We start from the raw sequence: 16,306 nt of genomic DNA on the forward strand, positions 1-16,306 counted from the left end.
CGGGCTGCCATATTTTGGGTGTGATGATTCCACGCGTGATCACGATGGCCAATGAGCCGGGCGATGACGGCCTCGACGAGATCGAGACCGGTGTCGCGACACGCACTCGGCCGAAGACGAAGAAGCCGTCCAACTACAAGGTGTTGATGCTGAACGACGACTACACGCCGATGGAGTTCGTCGTCCTGGTGCTGCAGCGCTTCTTCTCGATGGGCATCGAGGATGCGACTCGGGTGATGCTCCAGGTCCACCAGCAGGGCGTCGCCGTGTGTGGCGTCTTCACCTACGAGGTCGCGGAAACGAAGGTCACGCAGGTGATCGACTTCGCGCGAGAGAACCAGCACCCGCTCCAGTGCACGCTCGAGAAGGCGTGATTTCCCCTGCCTTGCAGGGAGGGGAGAAGCGGCTAAAGCGCGGCCGTGGACAGCATCTGGATCAAGGGCGGGGCCAAGCTCCAGGGTGAGATCCCGATCAGCGGCGCCAAGAACGCCGCGCTGACCCTGATGCCTTGCGCGCTTCTCACGGATGAGAAGCTGACGCTCGCGAACCTGCCGCGCCTCGCCGACGTCGACACATTCAGCCATCTGCTCAACCAGCTCGGGGTCTCGACGTCTGTTGCCGGGGTGAAGAAGGGGCAGGTGGGTCGCCGTATGACCCTCCAGGCCGACGACATCGTCTCGACGGTCGCGCCCTATGACATGGTGCGAAAGATGCGCGCCTCGGTCCTGGTGCTCGGCCCGATGCTTGCCCGTGCGGGCGAAGCGACGGTGTCGCTTCCGGGCGGCTGCGCAATCGGCGACCGCCCGATCGATCTGCACCTCAAGGCGCTCGAATGCATGGGGGCCGAGATCGAACTGGCGGCCGGCTATGTGAGGGCCAGCGCGCCCAAGGGGCGGCTCGCCGGCGGCGATTACAGCTTTCCCGTGGTGTCGGTCGGCGCGACCGAGAATGCGGTGATGGCCGCGGTGCTGGCGAAGGGCCGAACGCAATTGTTCAACGCGGCGCGCGAGCCCGAGATCGTCGATCTCTGCAGTTTGCTGGTTGCGATGGGCGCCAAGATTCGCGGCATTGGATCGTCGCACCTGATCATCGACGGCGTCGAGGGGCTGCACGGCTGCGAATATGAGGTTATGCCCGACCGCATCGAGGCCGGCAGCTATGCCTGCGCGGCGGCAATGACCGGCGGTTCGCTCGACCTCATCGGCGCGCGGCCCGACGACATGCAGGCGACTCTAGGCGCGCTCGCCCAAGCGGGCCTGATGATCGAGTTCCACAATCGCGGCATCAAGGTCAGCGCGGACGGAGGGCTGAAGCCGCTTGCGCTCTCGACCTCGCCGTTTCCCGGGTTCGCCACCGACATGCAGGCGCAGTTCATGGCGATGCTCGCGCTCGCGCGAGGCGACAGCTTCCTCGAGGAGACGATCTTCGAGAACCGCTACATGCATGTGCCCGAGCTTCGCCGGATGGGCGCGGAGATCGACATCCACGGCCGCTCGGCGATCGTTCACGGCGTCGAGACACTGACCGGGGCCGCCGTGATGGCGACCGATCTCCGCGCGTCGATGAGCCTGGTGCTTGCTGGCCTCGTCGCCGAGGGCGAGACCGAGATCCTGCGCGTCTATCACCTCGATCGCGGCTACGAGCGGCTGGAAGAGAAACTCTCCGCCGTAGGCGCGACGATCGAGCGGCGCAGTTCGGGTTAGAGCTTCTTGAAGAAGCGGATGCTGGTCCGCTCGTAGCCCATGTGGCGGTAGAAGGCGTGGGCCTCTGCGCGGCGGTCGTTGCTGGTGACCTCGATCAGCCGGCAGCCCTTCTTGCGGCACCATTGCTCGGCGGCTTCGACTAGCAAGCGGCCGACACCGTGGCCCTTGGCTTCCTCGGCAACGACGAGAATCGTGATCCGGCCGAGCGGCGCATCCCGGTGCAGGGTGATGGTGCGATGGACGCCGCACAGGCCGATCACCGCTTTGTCGAGGGTGGCGAGGAGCGGGGTTTCGCCGAGCCTCTTGAGCGTTCCGAGGTTCTTCCGAACCTGCTTTTCGCTGATCTCGTGACCCAGCTGATGGATCAACGCAGCAAGACGGCGCGCGTCGGACGGCTTGGCTTCGCGGAGCTTGGGTTTGGGCTTTTCCTTCGGTTTTGGTGGCACGGCCGCGGCGCGCGGCGGTTTGGCCGCCGGCTCGGCGTCATTGGCGGCTGCCCGCTTCGGTTTCTTCTTCCTCGGCAGCACCGCGACGCCTAGCGATGCGCCCCAATCCTTGGCGCCAAGGTTGCGGAGATAGTCCTCGACTTGCGCAGGCTCTCCGATTGGCCCCTTGGCGTCCATGCCGAACACCGGCTTGCCCGAGACATCGGTCAGCCCGACCTTGCCGAAGCGGCGCTTGCCGGGCGTGCGAATTCGCGATCGCACAAGCTTGAGCCCACGATTGCGGGCACTTTCTGCCAACTCGTCCAGCCACGGGTCGCTCATAGCGTGTCGAGCAGGTGAAGGACGAGGCCGACCATGCCGCCGACGAGCGTTCCGTTGATCCGGATATATTGGAGGTCGCGCCCGACCGCGGCCTCGAGCCGGTTGGTCACGGTCTGCGCGTCCCATCCGCGGACCGTTTCGGACACCAATTTGACGATCGATCCGCCGTAGCTCGCGGCCATGCCGACCACCGCGCGGCGGGCAAACTGGTTGATCGCCGCGCGAATCCGCGCGTCTTTCTCCAGCGTCCCGCCCATCGACTTCAAGACTTCGCCGAGTTTGCCGGCCATGACCGCGTCGGGGTTGCGCGCGGCTCGAATGATCGCCTCGCGGCCCTTTTGCCACAAGGTGTCGAGCCAAAGGCCGACCGACTTGTTGTCGAGCAGTTGCTCCTTGATCGCCTCGACCCGCTCGCGCGTTTCGGGCCTGGTCTGAAGGTCGTTGGCGAGCTGCGCGAGCGCCTCCTCGATCTTGAGCCGCACTGGGTGTGCCGAGTCGGTCGACATTTCGGCCGTGAGCTTCCGCAGACCGTCGATGATCGCGTCGGCAAGCTTGGCGTCGAGGCCGGCGAGCTTCAGCACCCAATTGGCCTTCTTGCGGACCATGTCGCGGATAAGCTGCTCGTTCGCGTCGAGCGCGCGCGCGGTCCAGCGGATCGCCGCCTCGAGCATCGGTACGTGCCGGTCCTCGTTGATCGCCGAGGCGAGTGCGTGGCCAAGCAGCGGCGAAACTTCCATCGAGCGCAGCCGCGTCGAGATCGCACCCTTGACGATGCCGCCCAGCCGCTCGTCGTCGAGGCTTTCGAAAATGTCGGCGATCAGGCGAGAAGCGCCGGCGCGGATCCGCGTTCCTTCGCCCGCCGGGGTCTGGAGGAAGCGGCCGGCGGCTCCCGCGATGTCGAGCCGCTGCATCCGGCGGGCGACGACCGAGGGGATCAGGAAATTCTCCCTGATGAAGCTCGCCAGCGCCTCGCCGATCCGGTCCTTGTTGCGCGGAATGATCGCGGTGTGCGGGATCGGCAGGCCGAGCGGGTGGCGGAACAGAGCGGTGACGGCGAACCAGTCGGCAAGTCCGCCGACCATCGCCGCTTCGGCGAAGGCCTTGACGTAGCCGAGCCAGGGATACGAGGGCTCGAACGCGCGCGCCGCCGCGAACACCGCCGCCATCACCACCAACAGGCCGGTGGCGACGACCTTCATCCCTTGCGCACCGGGCTGCGCTGGGTTGAAGCGGGACAGAGCGCCGTTGGTCATCGCCCTCATGCCGGCTCAATAGCCGACATCGGCGCTCGGTTCACTCCGCCGGGATGGCGTGGCCGGTCGCGTGCGCTTCGCTGCCGATGAGCTTGTGGAACAGCTTGCCGATGCGCGTTTCGAGCGAAATGGCCATCGAGAAATAGGACGGGACAAGGAGGAGCGTCAGGACGGTCGAGAAGATCAGGCCGCCGATCACCGTGATACCCATCGGCGCACGCCAGCTGCCGTCGCCGCTCAGCGACAGCGCGGTCGGCAACATGCCGGCGACCATCGCCACCGTGGTCATCACGATCGGCTGCGCGCGCTTGTGGCCCGCTTCCCAGATCGCCTCGTTCTTCGCCATCCCGTGATTCATCATCTCGACCGCGAAATCGACCAAAAGGATCGAATTCTTCGCGACGATCCCGAACAGCATCAGGATGCCGATCAGCACGAACAGCGAGATCGGCTGATTGGCGATATGCAGCGCGATGGCCGCACCGAGCGGAGCGAGTAACAGCGAACCCATGTTGACGAACGGTGCGAGGAAACGCCGGTAGAGCAGCACGAGCACCGCAAACACCAGCAGCACGCCCGAAAGCAGCGCGATCGCGAAGTTGAACAGCAGCTCCGACTGCCACTTCTGGTCGCCGAGGTTCATCTTCTGAACCCCCTGCGGCAGGTTCTTCACGGACGGCAGATTGTTGACTTTGGCCAAGACGTCGCCCTGGGCAACGCCCGGCGCTAGGTCGGCGCCAATCGATAGCCGCCGGAGCTGATTGGAGCGTTGGATCGTGGTCGGTCCCGAGCCGAAGCCGATTTCGGCCACGGATTTCAGCGGCACCGAGCCGCCGCCCGACGTCGGCACCGGCAGGTTCTCGAGCGTCGAGATATCCCGTCGCGCATTCTCCGACAGCGAAACCTGGATCGGCACTTGGCGGTCGGACAGAGAGAATTTGGCGCTGTTCTGCTCGATGTCGCCCAAGGTCGCGATGCGGATCGTCTGACTGAGCGCGGCGGTCGTGACGCCGAGGTCGGCGGCGAGGTCGAAGCGGGGCTTGATCGTGATCTCGGGCTGCGCGAGCTGGCTCCCGACGCGCGGCGCGCGCAGGCCGGGTACGGTCGCCATCTCCTTGGCGATCTGGTTGGCGACCGCGGTCAGCTTCACCGGATCGTCGCCCCCGAGATAGAGCATGACGTCGCGCGAATCCGCATCCGGTCCGCCGCCGTTGCGCGTCTGGAAGCTGACCCGCGCGTCGGGGAACGCCGACAGGGTCGGCGCGAGCGCGCGCTCCCACTCAGAGCTCTTCATCTTGCGGGACTTCTTCAGAACGATGTTCACGTGGCCGTTGCCGACGTGGATATTCTCGAACACTCGCTCGACGTTGGGGTCGCGGATGAGGAGCGCGGCGACGCGATCGGTGGCAGCCTCGGTTTCCTTGAGCGTGCTGCCCGGCGCCAAGAGGATGTTGGCGCGGGAATAATCGCTGTTCGGCGGCGGGAAGAAGGACATCGACAAGGTGCCGAACAGCACGATGCTCAGCAGCAGGGTAGCGACGCCAGCCCAGACCATCGCTAGCCGATGGTCCTGCAAGCGCGCATTCCAGCGGGCGGCGACGATCTCGTGCCACTCGGCGAAGCCTCCGCCGAGCATGCTGACGATCATGCCGATCAGCTTCGCGGCGGCATATGCCACAGCCCCGCCCCCGGCGAGTGCAAGGATGAAGGTGATCGCACCGTTCCAGCCGAGCTTTCCGAGCATCATCATCGACGCGCCGGTCCCGGCCCCAAAGGCCGCCACGACGGCCAGCAACAGGAGCGTCCCAATCGCGTAATAACGAAGGTCGCGGGCGGGCCGTGGCAAGCGTCCAAGCAGCGCATGGGCCTTGGTCGTATCGAGGCTCCAGTTGAGAATCTTGAGGTAGATGTCCATCCACCGCCAGGCGGCGTGCGGCTGCACGCCGCGCGAGCGGAGGAAGTAAGCGGCGATCAGCGGGGTGATCATCCGGGCGACGAGCAAGCTCATCAGAACCGACACCACGACGGTGAAGCCGAACGCCTTGAAATATTGGCCGGCGATGCCTGGCATCAGCGCGACGGGCAGAAACACGGCGACGATCGCCATGGTGGTTGCAAGAACCGCAAGCCCGATTTCGTCGGCTGCGTCGAGCGCGGCTTGATAGGCCGACTTGCCCATTCGCATGTGCCGGACGATGTTTTCGATCTCGACGATCGCGTCATCGACGAGCACGCCCGCGACCAGGCCCATCGCCATCGTCGACATGAAATTGAGCGTAATTCCGAGCATGCTCATGAACCAGAAGGCAGGGATCGCCGACATCGGGATCGCCAGCGCGGAGATGGCGGTTGCACGGATATCGCGAAGGAATAGCAGGACGACGAAGACGGCAAGGACGGCGCCTTCGATCAGGCCCTCCATCGCCGAGCGATATTGCCCCTTCGTATAATCGACGGTGTTGAAAATCTCGGAGAAGTGGACCTTCGGATTTTCCTTCTCGAGCTTCTTCATCTCCTTCCACACGCCGTCATAGGCAGTGACTTCCGAAGAGCCCTTGGCGCGCTGGATCTGGAAGGTGACGACCTGCTGGCCGTTCATCTTGGCGATCGAGCGCTGCTCGGACGAGGAATCCTTGACCTGGCCAAGGTCGGCCAGCCGGACGAAGCGCCCTCCGGGCAGCGCGATCTGCGTTTGCGACAGCTCATAGGCGTCCTGCGCGTTGCCGAGCACGCGCACCGACTGCTCCGACCCCGCGATCTCGGCCCGGCCGCCTGGCGCATTGAGGTTGCTTTGCCGAAGCTGCTGGTTGACCTGGGCGGCAGTGATTCCCTGAGCCTGGAGCGCCGCGGGATCGAGGATCACGCGGATCGTGCGATCGACTCCGCCATTGCGCGAAACGGCCGCGACCCCTGGCAGCCCGAGCAACCGCTTGGCGACGTTATTGTCGACGTACCAGCTCAGCTGCTCGAGTGTCATGTCGGTGGTCTGCGCGCCGACCACCGCGATCGGCTCGCCCTCCGCATCGACGCGCGTGACCTGCGGCTCGAGGATGCCATCGGGAAGGTTGCTGCGAATCTGCGCGACCGCGTTGCGGACGTCGTTGACCGCGCGGTCGGTCGGCGTGCCGAGCTGGAACTGCACAAAGGTCGTGCTGTTGCCCTCGCTCACCGAACTGCTCATCTCGTCGACGCCGTTGACTCCGCGGATCGCGGATTCGACCCTTTGGGTAACCTGTGTCTCGAGCTCGTTGGGCGCGGCGCCGGGCTGCGACACTGACACGATCGCCGCCGGGAAATCGATGTCGGGAGCGTTGTTCACCTGCATCCGCGCGAACGCGATCAGCCCGGCGAGCGTGAGCCCGACGAACAGGACGATCGGGAACACCGGATTGCGGATGCACCACGACGAGATGTTGCGGAAGTTCATGGTCTAGCTGCTTTCAATGCTCGTCCACCGGTCAGTGTGTGGTCTCGCGACGCGCGTTGACCTTCTGGCCGGGGCTGAGGAACGGTCCGGCGGCCAGCACGACGGCCTCATTGCCCGACAGGCCGCCCGTAATGGTCACGCCGTTGTCGTTGACGCTGCCGATCTTGACGTCACGCCGCTCGATCTCATTCTTGGCGTTGACGATGTAGACGTAATTGCCGCGGTCGTCGCTCAGCACCGCGCTCTGCGGGAGCAGCGGCGCAGTGGTCGCGCCCGCCGTGATCCGCGCCTCGGCGAAACCGCCCGGGCGCATCGCAGTGCTGTACGGAATCGCGATTCGCACCTGCCCAAGCCGGGTTTGCGGATCGATCATCGGTGCGACCTGCCACACGGATCCGCGCACGTTCGTGCCAGATCCGATCGGTGTCACGTCGGCCGGCATGCCGGTGTGGACGAAGGCGAGGTCCTGCTGCGACAGCTGCGCGCGCATTTCCATCTGCCCGCCTTCCGCGAGATGGAACAAGGCGCCGGACCCGGGGCCGACGATCTGTCCGAGCTCGACGTTGCGCGACAGGACGAGCCCGCTGGTCGGGGCGATGACGTTGAGTTGGCCGATTTGGGCGCGGGTTGCGCCGAGCTGCGCCTGCGCGACCCGAACCTGCGCGTTTGCCGCATCGCGCTCAGCGCGTTTCGAGTCGATTTCCGCCTTGGAGACGAAGCCGCGGCCCTGAAGCGCCACGGCGCGATCGTAATTCGACTGCGCCAGCGCGGCATTTGCGCGGGCGGCCTCGACCTGCGCGGCGAGCTGCGCCGCCTGCTGAGCCTGGACCGAACGGTCGACGACGGCGAGCACCTGGCCCGCCCCAACCCAGCTTCCGGCATCCACCACGACTCGGACGACCCTGCCGCCCGCTCCGGCGATGCCGATCGGCTGGTCGCGCCGCGCGGCGAGCGGCCCGCTGGCCGTGACCACGCGCCCGACGTCGCTTCGTCCGGGGACGACGACGCTGACCGTGGGCACTTGCCCGGCGCCGCTCGCGGCCGCCTCCTTCGCCTGGTTGTCGCTAGCGCTGCGCCCAAGCACGGCGACCAGCACGAGAATCAGCAGCGCCGCCGCGATCGCACCGGCGATGATCAGCTGGCGCCGCCGCCGCGACGGGTCGACGATCACGAGCGTGTCGGAAGAGTGGATCGACGTTTCCCTATTCATGATGTCCATGCCCGTTTCGAATCTCGGATGCCCCAGTCGGCAGCTGTATTATAAGAATAAGGCACCTGGCGCAACAGAGGCTGTTCGCATTGTTGCCGCCACCCGGTTTCGACCAACGGTCGCAGCCAATTCGCAAAGTGCGCGTTGCACGGCTGAAATGAAGGCTGGTTGAACCAGCGTAACGAAGGACGCGCTGGCGTCGCAAACGGAAAAGGGCAAGCCAATGGAGCATTACGGGATCATCGGCTGGATCGTCATCGGTGGGTTGGCCGGGGCGATCGCCAAGTTGCTGATGCCGGGCCGCGACCCGGGGGGATGCATCATCACCGTGCTGCTCGGAATCGCCGGCGCGCTTCTCGCCGGCTGGATCGGTCATCAGGTCGGCTGGTACAAGGAAAACGAGGGCGCGGGCTTCGTCGCCGCGATCGTCGGCGCGTTCCTGCTTTTGCTAATCTACCGGCTCATCGCCGGGCGCCGCCGCCTCTAGGCCATTCAGCAAACAGCCATGGCCCCAGGGCAAGCGTTGGCGCCGTGGACCAACACTTGGGGAACAGCCATGAAGAATGCCCTTTTTGCTGCGTTGATGCTCGGCGCCGCGGCGATGCCGTCGGCAGCCGGCGCGCAGCAATCGACGATCAACCAGACGATCACCGGAACGCGCCTCGACATCAGCGCTACCGGCGATGTCGCGCGGGTGCCGGACCTTGCGACGATATCCGCCGGAGTGGTGTCGCGGGCCGCGACCGCGACTTCGGCAATCCAGCAGACCGCGGCCCGCATGGGGCGGGTCCGCGAAGCGCTGCGGCGGGCCGGAATCGCCGACCGCGATATCCAGACCAGCAACATCAGCCTCAATCCCGATTATGTTTACGCCAGCAACCAGCCGCCCAAGCTCAGCGGATATTCTGCATCCAACCAGCTGACGGTGCGGTTCCACGACATCGCCAGCACCGGCAAGATCCTCGATGCGCTGGTGGAACAGGGCGCTAACCAGATTAGCGGCCCGAACCTCTCGATCGAGCACCCCGAAGCGGCGCTCGATGAGGCGCGAGCCAAGGCCGTCGCTGTCGGCCGCGCGCGCGCTGATCTCTTTGCGCGGGCGGTCGGCATGCGTGTCGCGCGGATCGTGTCGATAAGCGAGAGCGGAGGCTATGCCCCGCCGCCCCCTATGCCGCCAATGGTGATGATGGCGGAACGGTCGCAGGCCGCCAGCAGCAAGATCGATCCGGGCGAGCAGAAGCTCCAGATCAGCGTGTCGATGACGTTCGAGCTGCAATAGCGTCGCCAGGCACGAAGAAGGCCGCGCAGGAGCTGCGCGGCCTTCATTGAAACAATGCGGTTCGATACGCCTTAGCGAACTGTCCCTCGACGGACGAGATTGACGATCGCAAGCAAGATCACCGCACCAATGAGCGAATAGAGAAACGTTTCGATTGTGATGCCATTGTTCATGTTTGCCCCGCCGCCGAACAACAGACCGGCGATCACGGCGCCAACGATTCCGACCACGACGTTGAGAATGATGCCCTGCTGGGCGTCGGTCCTCATGATGAGGCTCGCAAGCCAGCCGCAAATACCGCCGACGACCAGCCAGATGATAATACCCATCAGCCTTCCCTCCTGTTCTCGGCCGCCCTCAGGCATGGGCGGGCGTTCCGGCACCACAGACGCGTGGTGCCGGCCGGTTGTTCCGGATTCGGAAGGATCTGTCCAGAATTTGAGGTGCGGGTTCGCCTAAATACTTGATCTTTAAGCGGCCGTAACGACCTGCAAGGCACTGTTGGGCCTGCTCAATAGCGCTGTTGGCGCTCGTACTGGTCGCGATACTGCTTGAGTCGCGTAACTCGCAGGCCCGGCATTCCGCTGCGGTCGACCGCGCGTTGCCAGCTGGTGAATTCCTCGAGGCTCAGCGAGTAACGCTTACACGCATCGTCGACGCCGAGCAGTCCTCCGGCGACCGCGGCAACGACCTCGGCCTTGCGGCGCACGACCCAGCGCGTCGTGGCCGCAGGCGGCAACGACTCGAGCGTCAGCGGCTCTCCCAGGGGGCCGATGACCTGCGCCGGACGAATCTTCTGGTTCTCGAGCATTGTTCAGTCACACCTGCTTAATCATTGATACTGGCCCGTCTTTAATCTGCGGCCGTTGAAAATATTCTGAAGCGCGCTGGTTAATTTGCCGGTCAGTCGGCCTTACGCTCCTTTAACCCTGCCTCCCTTTCCGCGAAGGTCCCCCCGAGCAGTTTGACCGCTTCGCGCCACCCTTCGTCGCCGGAGAGGTAGCAAGCAATCGCATCCTCTCTTGACTGACCCTCGCGCTGCGCGGCATCGGCGAGCAAGGCAATGAGCTCGTCGAGGCCGAGCGGCTCCTGCGCCTTTGCGCGAAAGTCGCCCTCGTGACGCGCCAAGCCTGCCCTCCTCGTCCGCCTGTTCTCTCCTTCGTCTAGCGATGAGGAGTGAAATTCGGGTAAAGAGACTGGAAAGCACGTTTCAAATGCAGGTAGATTTCCAACTTGGCCGTCCCTTGGGCGATGCCCGGATCGTCGTTGCCATGTCGGGCGGGGTCGACAGCTCGGTCACGGCCGCGCTCGCCGCGCGGACCGGCGCCGAGGTCATCGGAGTTACGCTCCAACTCTACGATCATGGCGAGGCGGCGCGCCGCTCGGGCGCCTGCTGCGCGGGTCAGGACATTTACGACGCCCGGGCCGTCGCCGACCGCCTCGGCGTTGCTCACTACGTGCTCGATTACGAAGGCCGCTTCAGGGGCGGCGTAATCGATCGCTTCGTCGACGAATATGCGCGTGGGCGAACGCCCGTGCCTTGCGCGACCTGCAACCAGGGGGTGAAGTTCGTCGATCTCGTCGCGTTCGCGCGCGAGCTCGGCGCCGACTGCCTCGCCACCGGCCATTATGTCCGCCGCATCGTCAACGGTGACCGCATCGAGCTTCACAAGGGTGCCGACCCGCGCCGGGACCAGAGCTATTTCCTCTACGGAACGACGCGCGACCAGCTCGACTTCCTCCGCTTCCCGCTGGGCGGCCTGCCCAAGGACGAGGTCAGGCGGATCGCGGCGGAACTGGACCTCGAAGTCGCCGCAAAGCCGGACAGCCAGGACATCTGCTTCGTCCCCGACGGCGATTACGCCGCGCTGGTGAAGCGTTTGCGGCCCGAGACCGAGCTGCCTGGCGATATCGTCGACCTTCACGGACGGGTTCTGGGCCGCCACCGCGGAGTGGTCCATTTCACCGTGGGGCAGCGCCGCGGCATCGAGGTCGGCGGGCAGAAGGAGCCGCTCTACGTCATCCGCATTGAACCCGACGAGGCGCGGATCGTCGTCGGTCCCAGGCGCGCGCTCGCGGTCGACGCGATGCGCGTCGCCCAGTGGAATTGGCTCGGCGAGGACCAGCGCGACGTCAGCGTTAAAGTGCGCTCGCTCGCGCCCGCCGTGCCCGCGATCCGTGAAGACGATTGGGTCCGTTTCGCCCGGCCAGAGTACGGCGTGGCGCCGGGGCAGGCGGCGGTGCTGTACGATGGCGCGCGGCTGCTCGGCGGCGGGTGGATCGCCGAGACGGAGGCCAAAGCCGAGAGTCTCGCGGATGCCGCCGCCGCATAGCGCCGGCATCCTCCTATTTCGGCAGCGGGACGGTCCAACCGAGGTCCTGCTGATCAAGCCTGGCGGGCCGTTCTGGCGGAATAAGGATGCGGGAGCCTGGATGATCCCCAAGGGACTTGTTGAGCCGGGCGAGGCGCCGGCTGAAGCCGCGCTTCGCGAGTTCGCGGAAGAGACCGGCACCCAGCTGGCCTCGGTGCCGTTTCCTTTGGCTAAGGTGCGTCAAGCGGGCGGCAAGATCGTTGAGGCGTTCGCGGTCGAAGGAGATTTCGACGTGGGGACGCTCAAGTCGATCGACTTTGCCCTTGAATGGCCGCCGAAAAGCGGGCGGATCGAGCGCTTTCCCGAGGCCGAGGCGGCGCGCTGGATGACGCTGAGCGAAGCGCGCGTCATGATGCTTCCCAGCCAGCTGCCGCTACTCGACGCGCTCGAAGAGAAGCTGAAAGGATAGAAGAATGCTCGGATTGCTCGCACTCCTTGCCGCTCAGGCTGCAGCGCCGCCGATGGGTTGGAGCGGCGGGCCTCTTCCGGCGCCCAAACGCTCTTGGCCGACGCATGAGCAGGATGTCGTTCTCAGGGATTTCCGCTTCCACGACGGCGAGGCGCTTCCTGCACTGAAGATGCACGTAACGACCCTGGGCGCACCGCATCGCAATGCGTCCGGTCAGATCGACAATGCGGTGATGGTCCTTCACGGCACCGGCGGCACGGGCGAGCAGTTCCTCCAGCCGCAGTTCGCCGACGAGCTGTATGGCGTCGGGCAGCCGCTCGACATCCGCCGCTACTGGATCATCCTCCCCGACAACATTGGTCACGGCGGTTCGTCCAAACCCTCGGACGGGATGCGGATGCATTTCCCGAAATATGACTATGACGACATGGTCGCTGCGCAGCACCGGATGCTGACGGAACGGCTCGGGGTCACGCACCTGCGGCTGATCATGGGCACGTCGATGGGCTGCATGCACAGCTTCGTTTGGGGCGAGACCTATCCGGATTTTGCGAGCGCGCTGATGCCGCTCGCCTGCGAGCCGATCGAGATTGCAGGCCTCAACCGAATGTGGCGGCAGCTCGCGATCAACGGGATCGAAGCCGACCCGGCCTGGCAGGGCGGGAATTATACGACCGAACCCCTGACGGGGATGCGGGCCGCGGAGAACCTGCTGTTCGTCGCGGGCGCTGCGCCGCTCTACTACCAGGCGCACTACCCAACGCGCGAGGCGGCGAGCGCTTATGCGGAGCAGCGCGTTTCCGACGGCATCAAGCACTTCGACGCGAACGACCTCATCTACCAACTGGATTCGTCGCGGAACTATAATCCGTGGCCGAAGCTCGAGCGGATCACCGCGCCGCTCACCTGGATCAACTCGGCCGACGATTTCATCAACGCGCGCAACCTGCCGGTGCCGCCGGCGGCGCTGAAGCGCATGCCAAGCGCGCGCTTCCGGCTGATCCCCGAGAGCGCCGACACGCACGGGCACGGCACACACACCTGGGCGAAGTTCTGGAAAGCGGACCTTATCGCGCTTCTGGCGCGGTCGGAGCCACGTCGTACGCCGAGACATGGTTCACCGTGATCAGCCAGCGGCCGCCGACCTTGCGGAACAGCCGCGTGTTGACGCCTTCCGTCACCCGCGCTCCGCGCTCCAGCCGGTATTGGCCAACCAGCATTGCCGCGTCGCGCGCCAGCAGGTCGACCTTCATATTGTAGAAGTGCAAACGGCCGCGCCGTTCGCGTGAGCCGCCGTAGTCTCGAACGTAATGGTCGAGCGTGCCTTGCCACCCCTCCTGGAACTTGCCGCCCGATACGAACACGACGTCGGGGTCCTTGAAGCCGGCCATATAGCCGCGGAAGTCGCCGCGGTTCCACGCCGCTTCCATGCGCGAAATGGTGGTCAGGATCGCCGCGCGGTCGGACTTCGGGGACGCCTGCACTGCCGCGGCGACGAAACCCAGCGCCAGGGCAAGCAGCTTCACAGTTGGAACTGGCCGACGATCACCGTGTGGCAGTGCCCGCCGAGCACCGCGCGATCGCCTTCGAGCCGGCAATTGAGCACACCCGTCCGGGCGCTTGCCTGGAGGGCGGTGAACTCGCTGCGGCCGAGACGCTTGGTCCAATAAGGCACCAGCGCCGCGTGCGCCGATCCCGTCACCGGGTCCTCGTCGATCCCGAGATAGGGCACGAACACGCGGCTGACGACGTCGTGCCGCTCGCCGGGCGCGGTGACCACCGCCATGCGATGGATGCGCTTGAGCGCCGGGAAGTCGGGGGCAACGGCCCGCACCGCCTCCTCGTCGGCAAGGTGGATGATCGCCGCGTCGTTGTAGCCGTCGGCGAGCCACACGGGGCTGTCAGGCAGCCTCAGCGCGGCGCACAATTCCGGCTCGTGGACCTCGCTGAGGTTCGCCGCCCGCATGTTGAGCTCAAGCAGCTCGTCGCGGCGGCTCACCGTCATGAGGCCCGACTTGGTCGAGAACCGAACCGACACGCCGGTCATCAGGATGTGGCCGGCAGCGATCGTCGCGTGGCCGCACATCTCGACTTCGTCTGTCGGCGTGAACCATCGGAGCTCGAAATCGGCGTCGTCGCTCTCGCCCGGCACGGTGAACGCGGTCTCGCTGAGGTTATTCTCGGCGGCGATCGCCTGCATCACGGCATCGTCCAGCCACTTCTCGAGCGGCATCACCGCGGCCGGATTGCCGGTCAGCGGCTGGCCGGCGAAGGCGTCGACCTGGAAGAACGGGATGCTCGTCACCCCGACTGCTCCGTGATTTCCTGAGGCAGCAGGGTCTCCCGGTCGGTCTGCCCCTCGGGATCGACGTGGATCAGGATCTCGGTTCCAGGGAAGCGATCCTGCAAGTTCTCCTCGACCGCATCGAGTCGGTCATGGGCTTCCTGCACCGTCCAGTCCGCTGGCACCCAGACGTGGAACTGGACGAAGCGGAGCGTGCCGCTCTTTCGGGTCCTGAGGTCGTGCAAGCCCTCGAGTTCGGGATAGGAGCTCGCCGCGTCGAGGAAGGCCTGCCGCTCATCCTCGGGCCATTCGCGGTCCATCAGCTGCGCCACGGCTTCGCTTGACGCGCGAAACGCGCCCCACAACAGCCACAGAGCGATCGCGATGCCAAATAATGCGTCGGCGCCGGCGGTATGCAACGCCTGCTCGAGGACCAGGGCGACGATCACCGAGCCATTGAGCATGAGATCCGACTTGTAGTGGACGTTGTCGGTTTTGATCGCGACCGATCCGGTGCGCGCGATCACCCGGCGCTGATACCAGAGCAGGACGAAAGTGAGGGCGATTGCCAGCACCGAAACCGCGATTCCGTCGCCCATCGCGTGGGTCTGGGCGCCGTTGATCAGGCGCTCGGCGGCGCGGATCCCGATGCCGATCGCCGACACGGTGATCAGGACCACTTGCGCCAGCGCGACCAGCGCCTCGGCCTTGCCGTGACCGAAGCGGTGATCGAGGTCTGCCGGCATGGCGGCGATGCGCACCCCGACGAGCGTGGTCAGGCTGGCGATCACATCCAGTGCTGTATCGGCGAGCGAGCCGAGCATTGCCGTCGATCCGGTCCGGTAGGCAGCCCAGGTTTTAGCGACGAGCAGCACCACGGCCACGGTCACGCTGGCGAGCGCCGCGCGGGTCGAGTGAACCGAATGCTCGGCGGCGATCTTGGCCGTCGTCATGGGTTGAGCAGGCTTGCGGTCCAGCCGTCGGGACCGGCGGAGAACAGCCTCCTTTCATGCAATCGATGAGGTCGGTCGCTCCAGAATTCGATGCTCAGGGGCGCCACTCGATAGCCGACCCAGTGCGGCGGGCGCGGCACTTCTCCACCCTCGTACTTTGCCTTCGTCTCCTCGTATCTCTTCTCAAGCTCGGCTCGGCTCGACAGCATCGATGACTGGTTCGACGCCCAGGCCCCAAGCTGCGAATCTCGGCTGCGGCTGGCGAAATATGCGTCGGCTTCCTCAACCGAGACGAGCGTTGCCGGCCCCTCGATCCGCACCTGTCGGCGACGCGATTTCCAGTGGAAAAGCAGCGCTGCGTAAGGGTTGGCGGCGAGTTCCTCGCCCTTGCGGCTGCGTCGGTTGGTGTAGAAGACAAAGCCGTCTGGCCCATGACCTTTCAGAAGTACCATCCGAAGCGACGGTCGGCCCTCCGCATCCGCGGTCGCAAGCGCCATCGCTTCGGGATCGTTGGGCTCGCTTTCACGGGCTTCGGCGAACCATTGGTCGAACAGCTCAAAGGGGTCGGTCGCCATCTCGCCTGCGCCTTAGGCTTGGCCTGACGCGCACCGCAACCCATCTGGTCAGCGCTGAACGACTGCGGCATGGG

The 16,306-nt window shown here is 65.5% G+C and carries 18 protein-coding genes; 7 read left to right on the plus strand and 11 right to left on the minus strand.

Going from position 1 to position 16,306, the window contains the following annotated elements; all coding sequences use genetic code 11:
* Positions 1-44 precede the first annotated feature (44 nt).
* Together clpS and murA are read left to right on the plus strand one after the other, a co-directional pair.
* On the plus strand, positions 45-374 hold the full coding sequence (gene clpS, locus ACJ8FR_RS03845; RefSeq protein ID WP_407827412.1) for an ATP-dependent Clp protease adapter ClpS: 330 nt from the start codon (positions 45-47) through the stop codon (positions 372-374).
* A gap of 45 nt (positions 375-419) precedes the next feature.
* Entirely contained in the window at positions 420-1,703 is a 1,284-nt protein-coding gene (gene murA / locus ACJ8FR_RS03850; protein ID WP_407827295.1) for a UDP-N-acetylglucosamine 1-carboxyvinyltransferase, read from the plus strand.
* Here the strand turns inward: murA and ACJ8FR_RS03855 are convergent.
* From ACJ8FR_RS03855 to ACJ8FR_RS03870, 4 genes are read right to left on the minus strand one after another with little or no spacing between them, the layout of a single operon-like run.
* Positions 1,700-2,410: an N-acetyltransferase family protein gene (locus ACJ8FR_RS03855; RefSeq protein WP_407827296.1), complete on the minus strand. Its 711-nt coding sequence runs from the start codon at positions 2,408-2,410 to the stop codon at positions 1,700-1,702. The genes murA and ACJ8FR_RS03855 overlap by 4 nt on opposite strands.
* Before the next feature lie 56 nt (positions 2,411-2,466).
* The gene (locus ACJ8FR_RS03860; RefSeq protein ID WP_407827413.1) at positions 2,467-3,723 is read right to left on the minus strand and encodes a DUF445 domain-containing protein; all 1,257 of its coding nucleotides are present in this window, start codon (positions 3,721-3,723) and stop codon (positions 2,467-2,469) included.
* Positions 3,724-3,763: 40 nt separating this feature from the next.
* Positions 3,764-7,150 (minus strand): efflux RND transporter permease subunit, encoded by a 3,387-nt coding sequence (locus ACJ8FR_RS03865; RefSeq protein WP_407827297.1) that lies wholly within the window; start codon positions 7,148-7,150, stop codon positions 3,764-3,766.
* Between the two features lie 31 nt (positions 7,151-7,181).
* The gene (locus tag ACJ8FR_RS03870; RefSeq protein ID WP_407827414.1) at positions 7,182-8,360 is read right to left on the minus strand and encodes an efflux RND transporter periplasmic adaptor subunit; all 1,179 of its coding nucleotides are present in this window, start codon (positions 8,358-8,360) and stop codon (positions 7,182-7,184) included.
* A 223-nt stretch (positions 8,361-8,583) separates the two neighbouring features.
* Between ACJ8FR_RS03870 and ACJ8FR_RS03875 the strand changes: the two genes are divergently transcribed.
* Together ACJ8FR_RS03875 and ACJ8FR_RS03880 are read left to right on the plus strand one after the other, a co-directional pair.
* Entirely contained in the window at positions 8,584-8,847 is a 264-nt protein-coding gene (locus ACJ8FR_RS03875) for a GlsB/YeaQ/YmgE family stress response membrane protein (RefSeq protein ID WP_407827298.1), read from the plus strand.
* Positions 8,848-8,916: 69 nt separating this feature from the next.
* The gene (locus ACJ8FR_RS03880) at positions 8,917-9,639 is read left to right on the plus strand and encodes an SIMPL domain-containing protein (protein WP_407827299.1); all 723 of its coding nucleotides are present in this window, start codon (positions 8,917-8,919) and stop codon (positions 9,637-9,639) included.
* A gap of 71 nt (positions 9,640-9,710) precedes the next feature.
* On the opposite strand, the gene ACJ8FR_RS03885 is transcribed toward ACJ8FR_RS03880, so the two are convergent.
* The 3 genes from ACJ8FR_RS03885 to ACJ8FR_RS03895 form a co-directional block, all read right to left on the minus strand.
* On the minus strand, positions 9,711-9,968 hold the full coding sequence (locus ACJ8FR_RS03885; RefSeq protein ID WP_407827300.1) for a GlsB/YeaQ/YmgE family stress response membrane protein: 258 nt from the start codon (positions 9,966-9,968) through the stop codon (positions 9,711-9,713).
* Between the two features lie 182 nt (positions 9,969-10,150).
* On the minus strand, positions 10,151-10,450 hold the full coding sequence (locus tag ACJ8FR_RS03890; RefSeq protein ID WP_407827301.1) for a DUF1153 domain-containing protein: 300 nt from the start codon (positions 10,448-10,450) through the stop codon (positions 10,151-10,153).
* 92 nt (positions 10,451-10,542) lie between these two features.
* Positions 10,543-10,767 (minus strand): hypothetical protein, encoded by a 225-nt coding sequence (locus ACJ8FR_RS03895; RefSeq protein ID WP_407827302.1) that lies wholly within the window; start codon positions 10,765-10,767, stop codon positions 10,543-10,545.
* 86 nt (positions 10,768-10,853) lie between these two features.
* Here ACJ8FR_RS03895 and mnmA point away from each other — a divergent pair, with 86 nt between their 5' ends.
* The 3 genes from mnmA to ACJ8FR_RS03910 are packed head-to-tail and all read left to right on the plus strand — an operon-like array spanning position 10,854 to position 13,546.
* A complete protein-coding gene (mnmA, locus tag ACJ8FR_RS03900; RefSeq protein WP_407827303.1) occupies positions 10,854-11,972 on the plus strand; it encodes a tRNA 2-thiouridine(34) synthase MnmA in 1,119 nt (372 codons plus the stop codon).
* Positions 11,956-12,420 carry an NUDIX domain-containing protein gene (locus ACJ8FR_RS03905; protein WP_407827304.1) on the plus strand — a complete coding sequence of 155 codons (465 nt, stop codon included), beginning with the start codon at positions 11,956-11,958 and terminating at the stop codon, positions 12,418-12,420. Before mnmA ends, ACJ8FR_RS03905 begins: the two co-directional genes overlap by 17 nt.
* A 4-nt stretch (positions 12,421-12,424) precedes the next feature.
* On the plus strand, positions 12,425-13,546 hold the full coding sequence (locus tag ACJ8FR_RS03910) for an alpha/beta fold hydrolase (protein WP_407827305.1): 1,122 nt from the start codon (positions 12,425-12,427) through the stop codon (positions 13,544-13,546).
* Here the strand turns inward: ACJ8FR_RS03910 and ACJ8FR_RS03915 are convergent.
* The 4 genes from ACJ8FR_RS03915 to pdxH are packed head-to-tail and all read right to left on the minus strand — an operon-like array spanning position 13,488 to position 16,232.
* On the minus strand, positions 13,488-13,946 hold the full coding sequence (locus ACJ8FR_RS03915; protein ID WP_407827306.1) for a YybH family protein: 459 nt from the start codon (positions 13,944-13,946) through the stop codon (positions 13,488-13,490). The genes ACJ8FR_RS03910 and ACJ8FR_RS03915 overlap by 59 nt on opposite strands.
* Positions 13,943-14,725, minus strand: a complete 783-nt coding sequence (locus ACJ8FR_RS03920; RefSeq protein WP_407827307.1) for a PhzF family phenazine biosynthesis protein — start codon at positions 14,723-14,725, stop codon at positions 13,943-13,945. The genes ACJ8FR_RS03915 and ACJ8FR_RS03920 overlap by 4 nt, the downstream gene beginning before the upstream one ends.
* Positions 14,722-15,657, minus strand: a complete 936-nt coding sequence (locus tag ACJ8FR_RS03925; RefSeq protein ID WP_407827308.1) for a cation diffusion facilitator family transporter — start codon at positions 15,655-15,657, stop codon at positions 14,722-14,724. The genes ACJ8FR_RS03920 and ACJ8FR_RS03925 overlap by 4 nt, the downstream gene beginning before the upstream one ends.
* The gene (gene pdxH / locus ACJ8FR_RS03930; protein ID WP_407827309.1) at positions 15,654-16,232 is read right to left on the minus strand and encodes a pyridoxamine 5'-phosphate oxidase; all 579 of its coding nucleotides are present in this window, start codon (positions 16,230-16,232) and stop codon (positions 15,654-15,656) included. The genes ACJ8FR_RS03925 and pdxH overlap by 4 nt, the downstream gene beginning before the upstream one ends.
* Between the last annotated feature and the right edge of the window lie 74 nt (positions 16,233-16,306).

Origin of the sequence: Sphingomonas sp. (genome assembly GCF_045810705.1) — a bacterium.
Classification (GTDB): Bacteria; Pseudomonadota; Alphaproteobacteria; order Sphingomonadales; family Sphingomonadaceae; genus Sphingomicrobium.